Source organism: Limosilactobacillus sp. (assembly GCF_022482365.1).
In the GTDB taxonomy this organism is placed as follows: domain Bacteria; phylum Bacillota; class Bacilli; order Lactobacillales; family Lactobacillaceae; genus Limosilactobacillus.
Map to the genome: position 1 here is coordinate 1,316,777 of NZ_JAKVPE010000001.1, position 17,582 is coordinate 1,334,358.

Annotated in this window: 17 protein-coding genes; 4 read left to right on the forward strand and 13 right to left on the reverse strand. The window is 53.9% G+C overall.

The genetic code is table 11. From position 1 onward, the window contains the following. Positions 1 to 14 precede the first annotated feature (14 nt). Positions 15 to 1,145: a hypothetical protein gene (locus LKE23_RS06160; protein WP_291976458.1), complete on the reverse strand. Its 1,131-nt coding sequence runs from the start codon at positions 1,143 to 1,145 to the stop codon at positions 15 to 17. 91 nt (positions 1,146 to 1,236) lie between these two features. Here LKE23_RS06160 and greA point away from each other — a divergent pair, with 91 nt between their 5' ends. From greA to cysK, 3 genes are all read left to right on the forward strand, one after another. After that, complete coding sequence (greA, locus tag LKE23_RS06165) at positions 1,237 to 1,740, forward strand: transcription elongation factor GreA (protein WP_291976459.1); 504 nt, start codon at positions 1,237 to 1,239, stop codon at positions 1,738 to 1,740. 295 nt (positions 1,741 to 2,035) lie between these two features. After that, complete coding sequence (locus LKE23_RS06170; protein ID WP_291976461.1) at positions 2,036 to 2,863, forward strand: homoserine O-acetyltransferase/O-succinyltransferase family protein; 828 nt, start codon at positions 2,036 to 2,038, stop codon at positions 2,861 to 2,863. Between the two features lie 5 nt (positions 2,864 to 2,868). Further along, complete coding sequence (gene cysK / locus LKE23_RS06175) at positions 2,869 to 3,795, forward strand: cysteine synthase A (RefSeq protein WP_291976463.1); 927 nt, start codon at positions 2,869 to 2,871, stop codon at positions 3,793 to 3,795. A gap of 57 nt (positions 3,796 to 3,852) precedes the next feature. Here the strand turns inward: cysK and rihA are convergent, their stop codons facing one another. From rihA to LKE23_RS06210, 7 genes are all read right to left on the reverse strand, one after another. Beyond that, positions 3,853 to 4,791: a pyrimidine-specific ribonucleoside hydrolase RihA gene (gene rihA, locus LKE23_RS06180; protein WP_291976465.1), complete on the reverse strand. Its 939-nt coding sequence runs from the start codon at positions 4,789 to 4,791 to the stop codon at positions 3,853 to 3,855. A gap of 136 nt (positions 4,792 to 4,927) precedes the next feature. Next, positions 4,928 to 6,421 (reverse strand): cardiolipin synthase, encoded by a 1,494-nt coding sequence (gene cls, locus LKE23_RS06185; RefSeq protein ID WP_291976466.1) that lies wholly within the window; start codon positions 6,419 to 6,421, stop codon positions 4,928 to 4,930. Between the two features lie 64 nt (positions 6,422 to 6,485). Continuing rightward, the gene (locus LKE23_RS06190; protein ID WP_291976468.1) at positions 6,486 to 7,718 is read right to left on the reverse strand and encodes an ABC transporter permease; all 1,233 of its coding nucleotides are present in this window, start codon (positions 7,716 to 7,718) and stop codon (positions 6,486 to 6,488) included. Beyond that, positions 7,705 to 8,400, reverse strand: coding sequence for an ABC transporter ATP-binding protein (locus tag LKE23_RS06195; RefSeq protein WP_291976469.1), 696 nt, complete (start codon positions 8,398 to 8,400; stop codon positions 7,705 to 7,707). Before LKE23_RS06195 ends, LKE23_RS06190 begins: the two co-directional genes overlap by 14 nt. Continuing rightward, positions 8,393 to 9,472 carry an efflux RND transporter periplasmic adaptor subunit gene (locus tag LKE23_RS06200; RefSeq protein WP_291976471.1) on the reverse strand — a complete coding sequence of 360 codons (1,080 nt, stop codon included), beginning with the start codon at positions 9,470 to 9,472 and terminating at the stop codon, positions 8,393 to 8,395. Before LKE23_RS06200 ends, LKE23_RS06195 begins: the two co-directional genes overlap by 8 nt. Positions 9,473 to 9,587: 115 nt before the next feature. Next, on the reverse strand, positions 9,588 to 10,307 hold the full coding sequence (locus LKE23_RS06205) for a serine hydrolase (protein ID WP_291976472.1): 720 nt from the start codon (positions 10,305 to 10,307) through the stop codon (positions 9,588 to 9,590). A 35-nt stretch (positions 10,308 to 10,342) separates the two neighbouring features. Beyond that, positions 10,343 to 11,839: a peptide MFS transporter gene (locus LKE23_RS06210; RefSeq protein WP_291976473.1), complete on the reverse strand. Its 1,497-nt coding sequence runs from the start codon at positions 11,837 to 11,839 to the stop codon at positions 10,343 to 10,345. Positions 11,840 to 12,135: 296 nt separating this feature from the next. Here LKE23_RS06210 and LKE23_RS06215 point away from each other — a divergent pair, with 296 nt between their 5' ends. Then, positions 12,136 to 13,191, forward strand: coding sequence for a dipeptide epimerase (locus LKE23_RS06215; protein WP_291976474.1), 1,056 nt, complete (start codon positions 12,136 to 12,138; stop codon positions 13,189 to 13,191). A 74-nt stretch (positions 13,192 to 13,265) separates the two neighbouring features. Here the strand turns inward: LKE23_RS06215 and LKE23_RS06220 are convergent, their stop codons facing one another. The 5 genes from LKE23_RS06220 to LKE23_RS06240 form a co-directional block, all read right to left on the reverse strand. Continuing rightward, positions 13,266 to 13,529: a SemiSWEET family transporter gene (locus LKE23_RS06220; protein WP_267202015.1), complete on the reverse strand. Its 264-nt coding sequence runs from the start codon at positions 13,527 to 13,529 to the stop codon at positions 13,266 to 13,268. 42 nt (positions 13,530 to 13,571) lie between these two features. Then, complete coding sequence (scrK, locus tag LKE23_RS06225) at positions 13,572 to 14,450, reverse strand: fructokinase ScrK (RefSeq protein ID WP_291978273.1); 879 nt, start codon at positions 14,448 to 14,450, stop codon at positions 13,572 to 13,574. Positions 14,451 to 14,465: 15 nt separating this feature from the next. Then, entirely contained in the window at positions 14,466 to 15,824 is a 1,359-nt protein-coding gene (locus LKE23_RS06230) for a glucose-6-phosphate isomerase (RefSeq protein WP_291976475.1), read from the reverse strand. A 137-nt stretch (positions 15,825 to 15,961) separates the two neighbouring features. Then, positions 15,962 to 16,945 (reverse strand): LacI family DNA-binding transcriptional regulator, encoded by a 984-nt coding sequence (locus LKE23_RS06235; protein WP_291976477.1) that lies wholly within the window; start codon positions 16,943 to 16,945, stop codon positions 15,962 to 15,964. 93 nt (positions 16,946 to 17,038) lie between these two features. Next, positions 17,039 to 17,539 carry an O-acetyl-ADP-ribose deacetylase gene (locus tag LKE23_RS06240; RefSeq protein ID WP_291976478.1) on the reverse strand — a complete coding sequence of 167 codons (501 nt, stop codon included), beginning with the start codon at positions 17,537 to 17,539 and terminating at the stop codon, positions 17,039 to 17,041. Between the last annotated feature and the right edge of the window lie 43 nt (positions 17,540 to 17,582).

Consider the following 17,582-nt stretch of genomic DNA (forward strand, 5'->3'; position numbering starts at 1 on the left):
CTGTTCTCACCTCTTTATTTGCGGTGGTGCTTCTTCCGAGCCTTCTTGCTAAACTTAATGCCCCGTGGTGCCCGGTGGTGGCGAACCGCCTTTTCGCCCGGTTGGCTGAGGCGGGCCCGCTGTTGCGCCGCGTTTTGCCGCTGAACAAGCTGCTGGTGCTCGTACTCACGCCACGGCCGCAGGAGGGTCCGCATAAAGCCGGCGACCTCTTCCCGGTGCCCGTCCATCCACTGGTCGGCGGCCTTCATGTCGTCAATGTTGACGCCGTTGCTGCGGATGAAGGACATGACCAGCTGGGTTTCCCGTTCCTTGCGCGAAAGGGAGGCCAGCATTGACTGGGACGGCTGCATGTTGGCAATCGCCTTGAGTGCGGTCTTGTACTGGTCCATGTCGATCTTGTCGGTCCGCTTGAGGTAGTCAAAGAGGGCCTGGGCAGTTGGCACGATGTTTTGGATCTGCTTTGCAGTAATGTCCGGATCCAGCGGCATCATCATCCCTAAGACCCGCTGCAGGTCGCTAAATTCCCATTCGCCCGGGTATTCGTTGAACTCCTGGTGAATCAGGGTCAAAAACTCCACCACGATGTACTGCTGCTGGGCGTGGTCCAGGAACTGGTGCTGGAATTCCGGCGCCGTCCCCACCGCCGCCTTGGCATCGCTGATGAACTGATCCAGTTTTGCCGGTGACCAGTCGGCCCGGTGCGCCTTCTTGGTTGGCGTAGCCTTCTTGGTTGTCTTTGGCTTAGCGACTTTCTTTTCGGCAGGTGCCGGCGTTGCTTCCCCGTGCAGCTGGGCCCAGGTCTGGTGGGCCTTCCGGCAAGCGTTCATGTTCGTCCGCTGCGAATCAATGGCAGCCTCAATCTCCTTGAGCTGGTCAACCTGCAAAAACTGCTGATAGGCCTTTAATACTGGTGCCACGGCAATGCCAAATTGATTGGTCAGAGTCGGGTCCGCAATAAAGTCACCAACCATCACTTCTTGAACCGCCTGGGGTGTCCACGCGGTGTCGGCCAAGTGCTGCTCGTCTAACATGTGCTGGTTAAAGCGGGTCAGGATGTCCTGGGCATGCTTCTGCTGGTTGGCAGAAAGCTGGTGATACGTGGACGAAGTGAGGAACTGATTCAGATGTTCTTCTTGCTCGTTCATTTTTACAATTATTCCTCCGTCTCAAATAATTAAATTACCATTCTATGATACCATAAATGGAAAATAGCGAAAAAAGAAAGGATCGATCTCGATGCAGCGCAAAAAATTGGTTGAGGAAATGAAGCACGTCTACTTTCAAAAGATGACGGCCAACGGCTATCACGAGATTGAGGAGCAAATCGCTACTCTCCAAAAGCAGCGGCCGGCCAAGATCGAACAGCTCAAGGCCGCCCGGGCCCTCGGCGACCTCTCGGAAAACACCGAATACAGCACGGCCAAACGGGAACTGCGCCACCTGGAGAGCCGACTGCGCTACCTCAACAAGCAGCTTCAGTATGCCCAAATCATCACTCCCGCCGACGACTCCCACGTTGATCTGGGAACCAGGGTCACCCTGCAGTTTGAAGACGACGATGCCCAGGCCACCTACCAAATCGTCGGCAAACAGGAAGCCGACCTGGCCAAGCAGAAAATTACCTTTGACTCTCCGCTTGGCGCCGCCCTCATGCACCATCAGGCAGGCGACACCGTGACGGTCCAGGCCCCGCAGTCCGCTTATCAGGTTAAGATCATCCGCGTCCAGCTCGGTGACTAAGCCTTCCCCTGTCCCGGTCGCTTCCTGGCCGCTCGCTACTTTCTAATTGACTTTTAATCTAAATCGGGTTAAAATGTTGCTAACAAATTACAAGCGTTAAGTAAAAAGGAGTGGTGATTATGATTAAAACATTAACCCTCAGCCAGTCCCAGCACATTACCTGCTGTTGTTAATCTTCCGTTCAATTCCCAGCATCGTTTGCATGGTGGGCTTTTTGGCGTAGTGCAATCCCGCACGCAGAAGATTAACGACAGCTTTTTTTGTACCAAATTTTCACGAAAATTGAGGTGATATCGTGACCACGACGCCCATTCACATCGGGATCCTAAATTTAATGCACGATAAGGTTGACACCCAACGGCGTTTCCGGCACGTGCTTACTCAATCGGCCTTCCCGGTGAAGCTGACCTTTTTGTATCCCCAGCAGCATTACCAGGGGCGGCCCGTTCCCGAGCTTGTCCAGCGCATCTCCCAACCGCTCGTTTTAGACGAACTCGACCAGTTCGACGCCTTCATCATCACCGGGGCGCCGATTGAACAGTTGCCCTTTGACAAGATCACCTACATTGATGAAATTCACCGACTGATCGACCGCCTCAACGAGCTGGACATTCCCCAGCTCTACGTCTGCTGGGGAGCAATGGCCGCCGCTAACTACCTGTACGGGGTTGACAAGCATCTGTTGCCGAGCAAGCTCTTTGGCATCTATTCCAATCGCCTCCTGCAGGCCAGCCCGCTTTTGGCCGGCCTGCCCGATGGCTTCCTTGCTCCCCACGCCCGTTACGCGGAGCTTGACCACCAGCAGATCTTTGACCATCCCGACTTAGTTTTAGAGGCTGTAACCCCGGGTGGAAACCTCTTCTCCTTCCGGGCACGTCACCATCCCCAGTACTTCCTCTTCTCTCACCTGGAATACGGGCGAGAGGCGCTGACCAAGGAGTACCGCCGGGAAAAGAACGCCTACCCGGACCGGGAGTATGCTAAGCCACAGAACTACTACCTCGATCCCATTCACATGCGGGGTCCTCAGTTCAAGTGGCAGCCGGCCCAGCACATTTTCTTTGACAACTGGCTCCACCTGGTTGCCAGCCGTATCCAAGCCCAAAATTTAGTAAAGGAGTAATTACTATGACTGAAATCGTTAATTCCATCACCGACCTGATCGGCAATACCCCCATCGTCAAGCTCAACCGGGTTGTCCCGGAAGGCGCCGCTGATGTCTACGTTAAGCTGGAATTCTTTAACCCCGCCGGCTCTATCAAGGACCGGATCGCTCTGGCCATGATTGAAAAGGCCGAAAAAGACGGGAAACTTACGGAAGGCGGCACGATCGTCGAACCAACCTCTGGTAACACCGGGGTTGGCCTCGCCATGGTCGCCGCGGCCAAGGGCTACCACCTGGTAATCACCATGCCGGAAACGATGAGTGTTGAGCGGCGCAAGCTCATGCAGGGCTACGGCGCCGAGCTGGTCCTCACCCCGGGTGCCGACGGGATGAAGGGCGCCATCGCCAAGGCCGAGGAACTGGTCAAGGAAAAGGGCTACTTCATGCCGATGCAGTTCGATAACCCAGCCAACCCGGCCATCCACGAAGAAGCCACCGGTCAGGAAATCATCGAGGCCTTTGGCAAGGACAACCTGCCCGATGCCTTCGTTGCCGGGGTTGGTACTGGCGGCACCCTGACCGGGATCGGTCACGCCCTGAAGAAGGCTAACCCAGCTACCAAGGTTTACGCCCTGGAGCCAGCCGAATCACCGGTACTGAAGGAAGGCCACGGTGGCAAGCACAAGATCCAGGGAATCTCCGCCGGCTTCGTTCCGGAGGTGCTGGATCAGAATGTTTACGACGGCATCCTCGAGATCAAGAGTGACGACGCCATCGCCATGGCCCGGGAAGTTGCCCACCAAGAGGGGATCCTGGTCGGTATCTCCGCCGGCGCCAACATCAAGGGTGCCATTGAACTGGCTAAGAAGCTGGGCAAGGGTAAGAAGGTCATCACCGTTTCACCGGATGGCGGCGACCGTTACCTGTCTACCGAAATGTTCAACTACTAATACCACCAATTAAAAACAACCTGGAAGAAGCACTCAAGTTTCTTCCAGGTTGTTTTTTTAGTCAAAGCTCTTCAGTGAGTCCATTATCAGTTGGATAAATCGTGGCCGGTCGATGTCTAGCAGCACCTCGGTATTTGCTGGCTTCCCGGTCAGCTGGTAGTAATCACAGACCGTTTCGCCCCGGGTAAGGTCGCCCTGCGTTTCGACGTCAACGTTCATCTTGTCGGTCTTGAACATCGTCGGATCAATCAGCCAGGCAATCGTGCACGGGTCGTGAAGCGGTGCCCCCTTGAAGCCCCACTTTGGATTCTCATGGTACTGTTCAAAGAAGCTCAGCAATCCATAGAATGCCTGGCCAACGGGGTTCTTAATCTCCTTAACCGCTTCGATCTCGTCCTTCATGATCTGGGCCTTATGGGTAACGTTCAGTGGTGCCATCACCAGTGGGATACCAAAGTTCAGGACAATTTTAGCCGCCTCGGGATCAACGAAGATATTGAATTCCACAGATGGCCGCCAGTTGCCCAGGCCCATCGCGCCACCCATGAAGACAATCTGGTCAATTTTCTCCCGTGCCAGGTCCGGGTAGACCCGCAGGAAAAGCGCCGCATTGGTCATTGGCCCAGTAACCACCAGGGTGACCTGATCGTCACTTTCGCGCAGCGTCTTGGCAATCAATTCGATTGCGGTCATTTTCTGAACCGCAAAGTCGGGATCCGGCAAATCGGCCCCGTCTAAGCCGGTTTCCCCGTGAACCTCAGAAGCCGTCTCCAGGGGCTTCACCAGGGGCGTCTGGTTCCCCGAAGCGACCGGGATGTCTTCGCGCTTCAGCAGCGTCAGCATCCGCAGGGCATTATTCAATGTTTTGTCCGGAGTCTGGTTTCCCGCGGAGGTGGTCACCGCTAAGAGGTCAATTGCCGGATTCGCCACCGCCAGCGTCATTGCTAGGGCATCATCATGGCCCGGGTCACAGTCTAAAATAATTTTCTTTGCCATTTCGATCATCCTTTCGAAAATTACCTTTTTCTTTGATCTTACCGAATCTTGGAAGCGCTTGCAATCTTTGGCTGGCAATTAATCCATTATTAAACCCGCTGCAGTCGCAAAATGCACCGCAGCGGGTTTTCGAATTCTATAAGATTGGCGAGAGGAGCCGTGAGAAGTACTGCTTGAACTTACGCCAGCGCGACTGCGAGGCGAAGTATTCCGGCGTCAGTAAGGTGCTGTCCTTGATGTCATCCTCAAAGATCTTTTTCAGCTGCGCCGTCAGCTTGGCGTTATAGGCAAAGGCGTTGGCCTCGAAGTTCAGCCGGTAGGAGCGGTAGTCCTGGTTGGCCGAACCGACCGAGGAGAGGTTGTTGCCGCTGACCATCGTCTTGGCGTGAATGAAGCCGTTGTTGTACTTGTAGACCTTGACCCCGTTGTTGACCAGGTACTTCGCGTAGTACTCGGTTGCCCGGTAGACAAAGGGGTAGTCGGGCATGGCCGGGATCATGATCCGCACGTCAATCCCACTCCGGGCTGCGATGATCAGCGACTCCAGGATTGGTTCCCCGGGGATCAGGTACGGCGTCTGGATGTAGACGTACTTGCGGGCCGAGCTGATGATCGACTCATACCCTCGCCGGATCGCGAAGTTTTCGTTGTCCGGGCCGGACGAGACGATCTGCATGGCGACCTCATCTTCATCCCCCGTCGGCTTCTTCACCTTAAAGCTGGTAAAGGTCTTGCTGATATCGATCCGGGTTTTGTTAGTCTTCCGGCAGGTGGTGTTCCAGTCCATCGCAAAGCGTGCCGTCAAAAGCATTGCGGCCTGGCCGATGACCCGCAGGTGGGTATCGCGCCAGTAGCCAAACTTCGGGTCAACGCCCAGGTACTGGTCACCGATGTTAAAGCCCCCGATGTAGCCCAGCTTGCCGTCGATCACCACGATTTTGCGGTGGAGGTGGTAGTTCAGCCGCGGGGTCGAAATCCGCTTGTCGGACCGGGAGTTAAATGGCTGGGCCTCCCCGCCGAGCTCCTCCAGGTGTGCAAAGAAACGGAAAGTGGTCCCCCGTGAGCCACTCAGGTCATAGAGAACCTTCACGGTGACGTGGCGCGCGGCGGCCCGCTCGAGTGCCTTCAGGATCCGCGTCCCCAGCTCGTCGGAATAAAAGGTGTAAAACTCAATGTAGACGTGATCCGTGGCATCATCGATGTCCTCAATCATTTTATCAAAGAGCTTGTGCCCATCGGCGAACACGTCCACGTGGTTGTTAAAGGTCACCAGGGCGTTATCCAGGCCCAGCGAAAGGCGGATCAACTGCCGCGCTCGGGCAAACTGCCCCTGGGGTGCGCCCGGCTGGCGACTATTGATCACCGCTTCCTGCTTACCAACCAGTTTCTTAGCAATTGCCCGTTGCTCGGCACGGATGTTGAAGATATCATCATTCGACAGTTTACGCCCGACGAAAAGATAGGCGATGAAGCCGACGATTGGAAACAGTGACAAAACTAATAGCCAGGCCCAGGTCGACGCAATGTCGCGCCGGGTCCGAAAGACCGTCCAAATCGCAAAGGCAATGTTAATCGCCCAGATTACCTCAATGATCCGGCGAATGACGTCCCAAGTCCAAACAATGTTCATCTTTCTTATTCCTCCCTATTCTTGTCGAGGTCTATTATAGTCCAGCTATCGCGCCGAATGGGCCCTAGCGAAGAATATCGATCAGGTTTTTATTAGCCGCCTGACGGGCTGGCAAGATCCCGAAGATCAGGCCAACCGCCGCCGAGGTTCCAAAGGCCAGCAGGAAGGCATTCAGCGTGATGTGGGCGTGGATATGAATGCCGCTGCCGATCGAATGCGACAGAAGCGGTGCGATCAGGTGGGCCAGCCCGGCACCGCCGAGAAATCCCAACAGACCCCCGGTGACCGTCAGCACGACCGCCTCAATCAAGAACTGCATCATGATGTTGGCCGGAGTCGCCCCGACGGCCAAACGAATCCCGATTTCCTGGGTCCGCTCAGACACCGAGATGTACATCATGTTCATAACGCCGATTCCGGCGATGAAGAGGGAAATAGCGGCGATTAGGCTGATGAAGCTGGTGATGATGCTCATCTGGGAGGAGAACTGCTTGAGGGCCTTCTCCATGTCCTCGTAGGTGTAGGTCCCCTGGCTGGCCGCGCTGCCGTTCTTCTTTAGGTATTTTTCGACCTTGCGGGAAAGACGGCCAGCATTCTCCCCCTGGTCAAAGGTTAGCTTGATCGTGTTCCCCTGACTGGCGGTATCGCCCTGGTAGTAGAGGCTCTTTGGCAACAAGAGGTCGACCCCGTACTTGTTTTCGTCGCCATCCGTGGAGTATTCCGCCTGACCACGGTAGACGCCAACCACCCGGTAGCTGGTGGAGCCGACCGTGGCCGTGGTGCCAATGGCGTTTTGCGCGGTTCCGTACTGCTTCTTGGCCAGGGACTCCTTCATCAGGGCGACCGACTCTCCGGTTGCCAATTGGCTTGCGGAAAGATTGTGCCCGGCAATCATTTTTACGTCGGTGGTCGGCTTTTTCAGCAGGCTAACTGTGGTGTGCTTCAGGGTATCGCCGATCTCCGCGTGGGTGTTGAGGTTGGCCGTTTCGTGCTCGATCCGGACCCGCCGTACCGTTCCGCCAAACTGGTTGTCGATGTTGGTCAAATCCTGCTGGTTAAAGCCGTTGACCGCCGAATTTTCGTTATCCGGGGTGTAGTAGATCTCCGTCGTCTGCTGGCCCCGCTTGGCATTATTGCCGAACTTGTCGTACATCGTCTGGGTGATGCCGTCCCCGATTCCCAGGATCGTAATCACGGCAGCGATCCCGATCATGATCCCGATGATGGTCAGGAAACTGCGCTTTTTGTTGGCCCGCAGCGAACGCAGCGCGGTCCGAATTAATTCACTTACCCGCATCGCGCACCTCCTGACTGTCGCTGACGACCCGACCGTCGATGATCTTTACTATCCGCTCACACTGGGCTGCTACCTTGGGGTCGTGGGTGACCATGATGATCGTCGTTCCCTCGTTTTGGTTGAGCTCTTTGAAGAGGTTCATGATCTCCTGACTGGTCTCGGTGTCCAGGGCTCCGGTCGGCTCATCGGCAATCAGAAAATGGGGATGGCTGACGATCGCCCGGGCAATTGAGACCCGCTGCTGCTGCCCGCCGGACATGTTTTGCGGCAGAGAGTCGCCGTAGCCGTGCAGACCGACCTGATCGAGGACCGCTTCGACCCGGCCCTTGATGGTGCTGCGCCGCTGTCCGGCATAGAGAAGCGGCAGGGCCACGTTTTCCGCCACCGAGGCCTCCCGGATCAGCTTAAAGTTCTGAAAGACGAAGCCAACGTTCTGGTTGCGGAGCTTGGAAAACTGCTTCCGCGTATAGTCATGGATCGGCTGGCCCTCGTAAAAGTAGGTTCCCTCAAAGTCATCGTCGAGGAAGCCGATGATGTTAATCAGGGTCGATTTCCCCGAACCGGACTCCCCGATGATTGCCACCAGCTCGCCCTGGTCAACGTTTAAGCTAATGTCGTGCAGAACATGGAAACGGTGATCGCCCTGGCGGTAATACTTGTTGATGTGCTCAAGCTTAATCATCTTGATCAACCTTTGTATTGTCCTTCAGGTGCTTCCCCGGGTTGGTCACGATCCGATCGCCCGCGTCAACCCCATCGGTAACCAGGTAGGAGCTGTTAACCGCGTGACCGCTGACGTGAACCGACTGGGCCCGGCCATCAATCACGACGAAGACCTTCCCGTGACGGACGGCAGACTTCGGGATCCGCACCCCGTCCTGGGCAATGAACGCCTTGGCGGTCTGGCCGGCCATGAACTTGTTGGCGTTCAGGTTGGCGGTTACCTTGTACTTGCTGTTATTGCCCGTGGCCTTGGTAGGCACTTTGGCCAAGTACGACACCGGCGTTTTTTCGGTCCGATTGGTTGCCAGCGCCTTGACCTGCAGAGTCGTCCCCTGGTGAAGCTTGCTGTAGTCGTATTCGGAAACCTGACCGGTAAATTGGAGGCTGTCGGAATAGAGGGTCACTACCGGCTGCCCTTGCTTGGATTGGTCGACCGTCACGTAGCCCGCGTACGGGGCCGTCAGCGTTTGATTGACCTTGCTGTTGGTCGTGTTGAGCCGGGACTGGGTCGAACTAACGCTGGCCTGGGCGTCATTGTAGGCGTTCTGGGCCTCCGTCAGCTGGCTTTGCAGGTCCGCCTGTTCGTCCTCATCCGCACTGCTGATTTGCTGGCGAAGGCTGTTGATCGTCTGCTGCTGCGACTTGACCTGCTGCTGGGCCTTAGTCAGGTCCCCCTGGAGCTCGGTCGCACTATCCTGGGTCTCGTCATTATGGGTCGTCAGGATCGGCGTCCCCTGGGCAACGTGATCACCATCCTTCACGTTTAGGCTCTGCAATTTACCGGATGGCAGCGCCAGTACCTGGGTTTGGGTTGCTTCAACCTTTCCCGTCAACGCAAAGTCGGACTGGCGACTGACCTTCATCGTCCGGTATTTTGGTTGAGCGGTTGCCTTTCGCTGATTTGTAGCGCGGACCGCCACCGCGATCACGATTACTACTACCAGCAGCCCGGCAAGCAGCAGCCAGCGCCGCCGTTTGCTCGCTAGCAGGCCCTTCCTCAATCCCCGCCGTGTTTTCTTTTCCTTTGCCACGATTTTCTCCTCCCAATAGAACAAATTCGTTTTCCTGTATCATACCAAATATTGCCGACTGAAGCGATGACAAAAAAATCACCCGGGAAATAATCCTGGGTGATTTCAAACTAAATTATTGATCTAAAATCTGACGAGTGGTTCGAGCTAGTTTTTCAACGTAGCTGACACCAGAATTAAAATTGCGATTGTTGCGTGTATAGATCGCAATCAGGTAGCTCTGGCGCGCATCCGGAATGCAACCGATGCTGTGGACCTCCCATTTCTTATTGTCACTAGCTTTTCGCCAGCCATCCTTCAGGAAAAAGCGCGGACTGCCTGCTGAAATTCCCCACTGCTGTTGCGGATTAGTATTCGCCATTAGGGATTGAATATACTTCCGGGAGCGATCATCTAAGTAATCGCTTTTCGTTGGTCCGTAAATCATCCGAAGCAGTTTTAGCTGATCATGTGGGACTGTCAGGGTCGTTCCCCACCAGTCAGAAGCCGTCGTATTGGTCATCCTCAAGTCGCGATAAATGGCCTTTAGTGCCAGAATGCCACCTAGATAGTTCTCTAAAATTGCCGTAGTAGCTTTGTTATTACTATTGCGAATCATCTTTTCCGCAAGTCTTTGTTGAGTTTGGTCAAGCTGCCCTTTGTTCGTATGAAGCAGGAGCGAAAGAACTGCAACTTTGACCGTACTGGCCGTCTCATAGCGAAGCTTCGGTTCATTCGTAAAACTGAATTCCCTGCGCTCCTTCTGGAGGAAAACAGCAATTGAGGAAGCATTGCCGTACTCATTCATAATCTTTCCCCAGTTAGTAATCAATTGGCTCTTCAGTGTTCGTGTCAAGATCGATCTGCTCCCTTCTATTTCACCCATCACAGCTACTCTGCTTGGTCCATCAGGCGATTAATCCGCTTTACAAAAAGAAGGAGGAAGAGCCCAAAGACAATGCTGACGGTTCCAACTGTAAGGAAGTACGGAACTTCAGTCGCAGATGAATAGAACTTGACAATTTGGGCGTTGACCGCCTGACCGGCTGCATCAGCCAGAAAGTACATACTCATCATCTGAGATTTAAAGGCCTTCGGTGCTAATCGACTAGTAACCGCAAGGCCGACTGGGGACAGCGAAACTTCCCCTAGCTCAACGATGAACCAAGAGCCGACCAGCCAAAATGGCGAAACTCGTCCGGCGGTCGTCCCATGAATCAAACCTGGTAAAGCCATAAATGCATATGAAAGACCGGCAAAAACCAGCGCCGCCACAAACATGACCGGTGCGCTCGGCTGCTTTTTGAGATGGTCCCAAAGCAGTGCGAAAAGCGGGGTTAGCATCATCATGAAAAGCGGGTTCAGCGTCTGAAAGTTAGCAGCAGTAAAGTGCCAGCTGCCCAGGTGCAGAATCGTCCGCTGTGCCGCAAAGAGGGCCAGGACAACCGATCCAGACTCATCGATAATCCAAAAGATCACAGCGGAGATAAATAGCGGAATGTAGGCCACCACACGCGTTCTTTCGACTTTGGTAACCTTCTTGGAATTCAGCATCCAGACAAAGTAGTATAGCGGCAGGGCAATCGCAATGATCGTCACTAATGTAATCAGATTGGTGATGTTTAATTGGCCAAACGCTGCCAGAATAACCAGTACAACCACCAAGGCCCCGACTGCCAGCAGCGTCTTGACAATAATTGAAGAACGCTGCTCTGAATCCAGCGGGTCGGTTGGCTGCAGACTGCTGGCCGGCAGATATTTCCGCCCGTCAATCAGGTACTGAACGAGGCCAAAGAACATTCCAAAGGCTGCCAATGAAAAGCCGGCATGGAAGTTGGTTTGATTACCGAAGAGGTGTAGGCCAAAGCCCTCAGCAGCCCACGGAACTGCCCAGGGCGCCACCGCAGCACCCAAGTTGATCCCAAAGAGGTAAATACTGAAGCCGGCATCTCGCCGCCGGTCTTCCTCACTATAAAGGCCACCAACCATATCTGAGATGTTTGGCTTCAAAAGTCCGGTTCCCATAACGATTAGAGCAATCGAGGCAAATAGCGCCCCCTTGGCAAGCGGCAGCGAAAGGGCGATATGCCCAAACATAATCAAAATCCCGCCATAGAAGACAGTTCGACGTGCTCCCCAGATCCGGTCTGCCAACCAGCCACCAATGACACTGGAGAGGTAGACCATCGACCCATAAATTGCCATGATGGACGCGGCCGTGGTTTTATTAATTCCCAGACCACCTTCGCTAACGGCGTAGTACATATAGAATAGCAGAATTGCCCGCATTCCGTAGTAGCTGAACCGTTCCCACGTTTCCGTGAAGAACAGCGTCGACAATCCCCGGGGGTGCCCAAAGAATGCCGTATCAATATTTCTCTTGCTCATCTCAACGCACCTCCAATAGTACCTGATTACAATTGACAAAGTTTGTGAGACATTATAGTCAGGTTCCACTAGACAGTCAATTTCTGCTTGCCGAATAGTGCGCGGCAATTAGTCGCTTTTGCATCAAAGCGATTAATAACCTTAATTTTTCAGCACTTGCTTCTTTCTTTTTCATACTTTACTGTGCTCAAGAGACTCGATTATTAGGAACTTCGGTTTTAGCAATTAAATTCTGCTTTTCTCTCCTTCAATTCCTTATAATAGATTTAATTATTTCACCAGAGGAAGTGCATAACGTGAGTACAGATTTAACTATTGTCAAAATTGAAACCCAGTTAGAAAAAATTCCACTTAAGCGACCATTCGTGACCCATCTACACACGGTCAACGATATTCAGGCCGTCAAGGTGACCATTACTCTGCAGAACGGGATCAGTGGCACCGGTGCAGCAACGCCGAATGAAGTTGTTACCGGCGATACGCTTGCCAGCTTGCAAATGATTATTGAAAATGTCATTCGCCCTAAGCTGATCGGTAAATCGCTCGCTGCTTTTGAACCGCTAATGGCAACTCTGCAGGGCAGCATCCGCAATAACCACCCCGCTAAAGCTGCTGTAGATATTGCACTTTACAACGCCCGGGCAAAAGCATTCCACTGCCCGCTGACCGATTTGCTTGGCGGGGCCAAGAAGTCAATGGCAACCGATTATACCATCAGCATTGGTGACCCCGATCAGATGGTGGCGGAAGCTAAGGATCTCGTCAAAGCTGGTTTCCATTCTCTCAAAGTCAAAATTGGCAACGGAAGTGTAGAACAAGACGTTGCAACCCTGTCTAAAATTAGCCAGGCAATCGATCCCACCGTTAGTTTCCGGGTCGATGTCAACCAAGGCTGGTCGTACCAGGAAGCACGGCGGGGTCTCGCCCTGTTAGAGGCCGCTAATCTTAACCTTGATTTTATCGAACAGCCGCTGCCTGCAAACCAGTTAACGAACCTTGCGAAGCTCCGGGAAAGAACCACCCTGCCGCTCATGCTTGACGAAAGCGTCTTTACCCCGGCAGATGCGCTAAGGGTAATTAAAGCCGGTGCCGCTGACATGATAAACATCAAACTGATGAAAAGTGGTGGTCTTTACCCAGCTTCGCAGATTAATGAGCTCTGCCAGGCGGCCGGAATTTGTTGCATGATTGGCTGCATGATCGAAGCACCAGAAAGCTTAGCTGCCGCCGTTGCTTTTGCTAATGCGCACCAAAACGTTCGCTTTATTGACCTTGATTCAGTTTATATGGCAAAGCATTTCCCAAGTACTAACCATTTGATCCACCAAAAAGACCAGCTTTGGCTGCAATGAGGATAATACAAAGGGATCACCACAATTAAGCAGGTGATCCCTTTGTAATTAGTCAAAATGATTAGACGAACATTTTAGTGCAAGGCAGTGAAGAAAGTAATGAAGCCAAAGAAGATTCCCGGGAAGTTGGCGACAAAGACCGCCCAGTCACGTTCACTCTTAAACCATGCGTAGATTGACCACAGCGTGCAGTTTAGGCCCGCCACAAATGGCTGGAGAGGTGCACAGTAGGCACCGTGAAGGTTGTTAATGATCTGTGGAATGTATGAAACGTACATGCAGACGGCGATCACACTGGCAACGACACTTAAGACCCGGATAAATTTAGTTTCCTTCATAGATTTTGTACCCCTTTTTTCTTTTCTCTCTCAATTTCTCAATTATTCAGTTGCGGCTTTCAGCGCCAGAGCAAAGTCGCCGATCGTGGCGGAACCATTATTCTGGGCCAGTGGCATCGTGATGTATTCATCCACGTTGTCGATCGGGATATAGTTGTTCAGAAGCTCCATGAACTTCGGCCGAACCTTCTTCAGGAACTCTTCGCTGACGACCCCGCCACCGAAGATCAGTTGGCCAGGCCGGAACATCAGGGTTGCGTCCAGGGCGGCCTGAGCAACATAGTAGGCCATGATGTCCCAGACATGATCAGTCAGTGGAACATCCTTCCCCTTCTTCCCGGTCCGAGCCTCAAAGGTTGGGCCGCTGACCAAGCCCTCCAGGCAGTCACCGTGGAATGGGCAGATGCCCTTGAAGTCCAAGTCGTCTGGGTGGCGCTTCAGGCGAATGTGACCCATCTCAGGGTGCCCCGTTTCACCGACGAACTTGCCGTCGATCACGGCACCGGCACCAACCCCGGTCCCAATCGTGTAGTAAACCAGGGAGTTGACCCGCTTGTTGAACAGCGTGGAGAGAACATATTCACCGTAAGCGGAGCCGTTGACGTCGGTCGTCCAGTAGATCGGAATGTTGAAGTGCTCCTTGAACGGGCCGACAAAGTTCGTATCCGCCCAGCCTGGCTTTGGCGTACTGGTGATGTAACCGTACTTTGGGGAGCTCTTGCGGATTTCGATTGGCCCAAATGAGGCAATCCCGATGGCTGACAGGTCGGCCTTGTACTGGTCGAACCAGTCGATGCACTTTTGCAGCGTTTCTTCCGGCGTGGTCGTTGGAATGTGAATTGAATCTTTGACTTGGTAGTTGGTGTCACCGACTGCGCAGACGAACTTGGTCCCGCCGGCTTCAATACTTCCTAATAACATCATTTTGGCTCCTCCTTAGTTGTTCTTTTCCATCTCTGCCCGCAGCTTGTCGCCGACCTCTTCGTAGCCCGGCTTGCCCAGCAGGCCAAACATGTTGACCTTGTAGGCTTCGACGCCCGGCTGGTTGAATGGGTTGATCCCGTTCAGGTAGCCGGAGATGCCCATGGCCACTTCAAAGAAGTAGATCAAATAGCCCAGGGTGTACTCGTTCTCTTCTGGAATGTGAACGGTCATGACCGGAACGCCACCGGCCGTGTGGGCGGCAACGACAGCTTCGTAGGCCTTGGTGTTGGCGAAGTCCATCGTCTTGCCTTCCAGGTACTTGAGACCGTCGAGGTTGTCCTCTTCGCTCGGGATGTCAACGTCGTAGTTTGGACGGTCGAGCTTGACCACGGTCTCCATCAGGAAGCGCCGGCCCTCCTGGATGTACTGACCCAGGGAGTGCAGGTCGGTCGTGAAGTTGGCACTGGATGGGTAGATGCCCTTTTGATCCTTCCCTTCGGATTCGCCGGCAAGTTGCTTCCACCATTCGGCGAACATCCGCATGTTTGGCTCGTAGTTTTCCAGCAGCTCAGTTTCGTAACCCTTCCGGTACAGGATGTTCCGGTAGGCAGCGTACTGGTAGGCTTCGTTCTTGGTCAGGTCAGGGTCAACGAAGTCCTTTTCGGTCTGGGCGGCACCGGCCATCAGCTGGTCGATGTCGGCACCAGAAGCGGCGATTGGCAGGAGACCAACGGCGGAGAGAACGGAGTAACGACCGCCGACCCCATCCGGAATGACGAAGCTTTCGTAACCGTGAGCGTCGGCCTCGGTCTTCAGGGCCCCCTTGGCCTTGTCGGTCGTGGCGTAGATCCGCTTGTTGGCCTCTTTCTCACCGTACTTGGCGATCAGCTTGTCCTTGAAGATCCGGAAGGCAATGGATGGTTCCGTGGTCGTCCCGGACTTGGAGACGATGTTGACGGAGAAGTCCTTGTCGCCGATCAGCTGAAGCAGGTCGTGAACGTAGGTTGAACTCAGGGAGTTCCCGGCAAAGATGACCAGTGGGTACTTGCGATCCTCAGCACTCTGGGCTTGGTAGAAGGTGTTGTGCAGGAAGTCGATGGCCATCTGGGCACCCAGGTAGGAGCCCCCGATCCCGATCACGACCAGGATGTCGGAGTCAGATTGGATCTTCTTGGCGGCCTGCTTGATGCGGGCGAATTCTTCCTTGTCGTATTCGGTCGGCAAATGGAGCCAGTCACGGAAGTCCGCGCCAGCACCGGTGCCCTTGCGAAGTTCTTCGTCGGCGGCGTTGACCATTGCCTGCATCTCACCGAGTTCGTTTGCGTGTACAAATTGCTTTAAGCCTTGCTTGTCTAATGAAACATGAGCCATGATAAAAGTCCCTCTTTTTACTAAAATTCCTCAGTTGTTAGTAAAGCGCTTCCTTGTTTCAACGATTCTTATGTTAGCGCTTTCTGTTTTCTCTGTCAACCGGTTGACATAAAAAGTTAAAATAAAAAAGAGCGGCACTAGGCCGTTCCCCCATCGATTAGCTTGACCGGCAGCATCACCGACTCCACTGACTCCCCGTCTAAACGGGCCTGGAGCAGCTTCACAGCGGTCTTTGCCATCCGATCAATCGGCTGCTGAACAGTGGTCAATTGTGGCAACAGAATCCGGGTGGAATTGGCACCGTCATAGCCAACCACCCGCAGGTCCTCTGGAATCAAGCGTTTATACTCCCGCGCCACGTTCATGATCAGACCGGCGTTGGTATCGTTATCGGCAAAGATCCCATCAACCTCCGGATGTTCTTCAAAAATCTGCCGAATCACCTGGCGCTTCTTTTCAACCGGATCATCAAAGCTGATGTGGTAGGTGATCGGCGTCCGCCCGTGCAGCCGCAGCAATTCTTCATAGGCTAAACGCCGTTCGTGGTTCGGCGTCGGAATGTTTTCCGGATAGTTGGTGTGGATAATGTGCCGGCAGCCATCATCAAGTAGCCGCTGTGTGGCGAGCCGTCCCCCGTTGTAGTTGTCGGACGACACCACCGGAACGTTTCTGCTGACAATCTGTTCAATCGAAACGATCGGCAGGGTCGTGCGCTGGTATTCATCGATGTCCTCATTGTGAGCCCCGACGATTAGGCCGTCGACCTGCCGGTTCAGGAGCTGCCGCAAAAAGCTGCGTTCCTTGTCTGGATCGTTCTGACTATTTCCCATCAGGACCTTATAGCCGCGGTGATAAAGCTCACTTTCCAGAGCTGCTTCCAATTGGCCGAAGAAGGGATCATCGGTGGTTGGAAAGATCAGGCCGACAATCTTTGTTTCCTGCTTATAAAGCTGGCGAGCAATCGCATTGGGCCGGTAATTTAGTTTCTCCATCGCGCGGTGGACCTTGGCAATGGTTGCGTCACTAAGGTAGCCACGCTGGTTCAAGACGCGGGAAACGGTCGTCTTGGACACCCCGGCCTCACGCGCAACATCGTCTAATTTGACTGGCTTTTGTGCCATTTCTTTCACCTGATTTTTTACATAATTGGTTTTATTATAACATTTCCGACTGGCGAAAATAAAAAAGCCCGCTTAAACGCGAGCAATTCATTATCATAATACCGCCCGATAAGCAGCGAGGGTTGCGGGATCAAAGCAGACCATCGTCACCTGCTCGACACTGGTAGATTGTGCCAGAAAGTCCCGGATGGTCTCCAGGGCGATTGGCGCCGCCTGGTCAAGCGGAAAGGCATAGACCCCAGTGCTGATCGATGGAAAGGCCACCGTTCGACAATTGTGTTCTTCCGCTAGGAGCAGGCTGTTGCGGTACGAATTGGCCAGCAGTTGGGCCTCATCCCCGGTGCCACCATGCCAGATCGGTCCCGGGGTATGAATGATGTAGCGGGCCGGCAAATTAAAGCCGCTGGTGATCCGGGCCTCTCCGGTGGGGCAACCGTTGAACTTGCGGCAGGCCGCATACAGGGCCGGACCGGCAGCCCGGTGGATGGCGCCGTCAACGCCACCCCCGCCCATCAGCGTGGTGTTGGCCGCGTTGACAATTGCATCGACCGCCAGCGTTGTGATGTCGCCTTGAATAACTTGAACTTGTTTCATTGATTATTCCTTCCTTGCTTAAATTGCGGGTAGAGCCAAATTA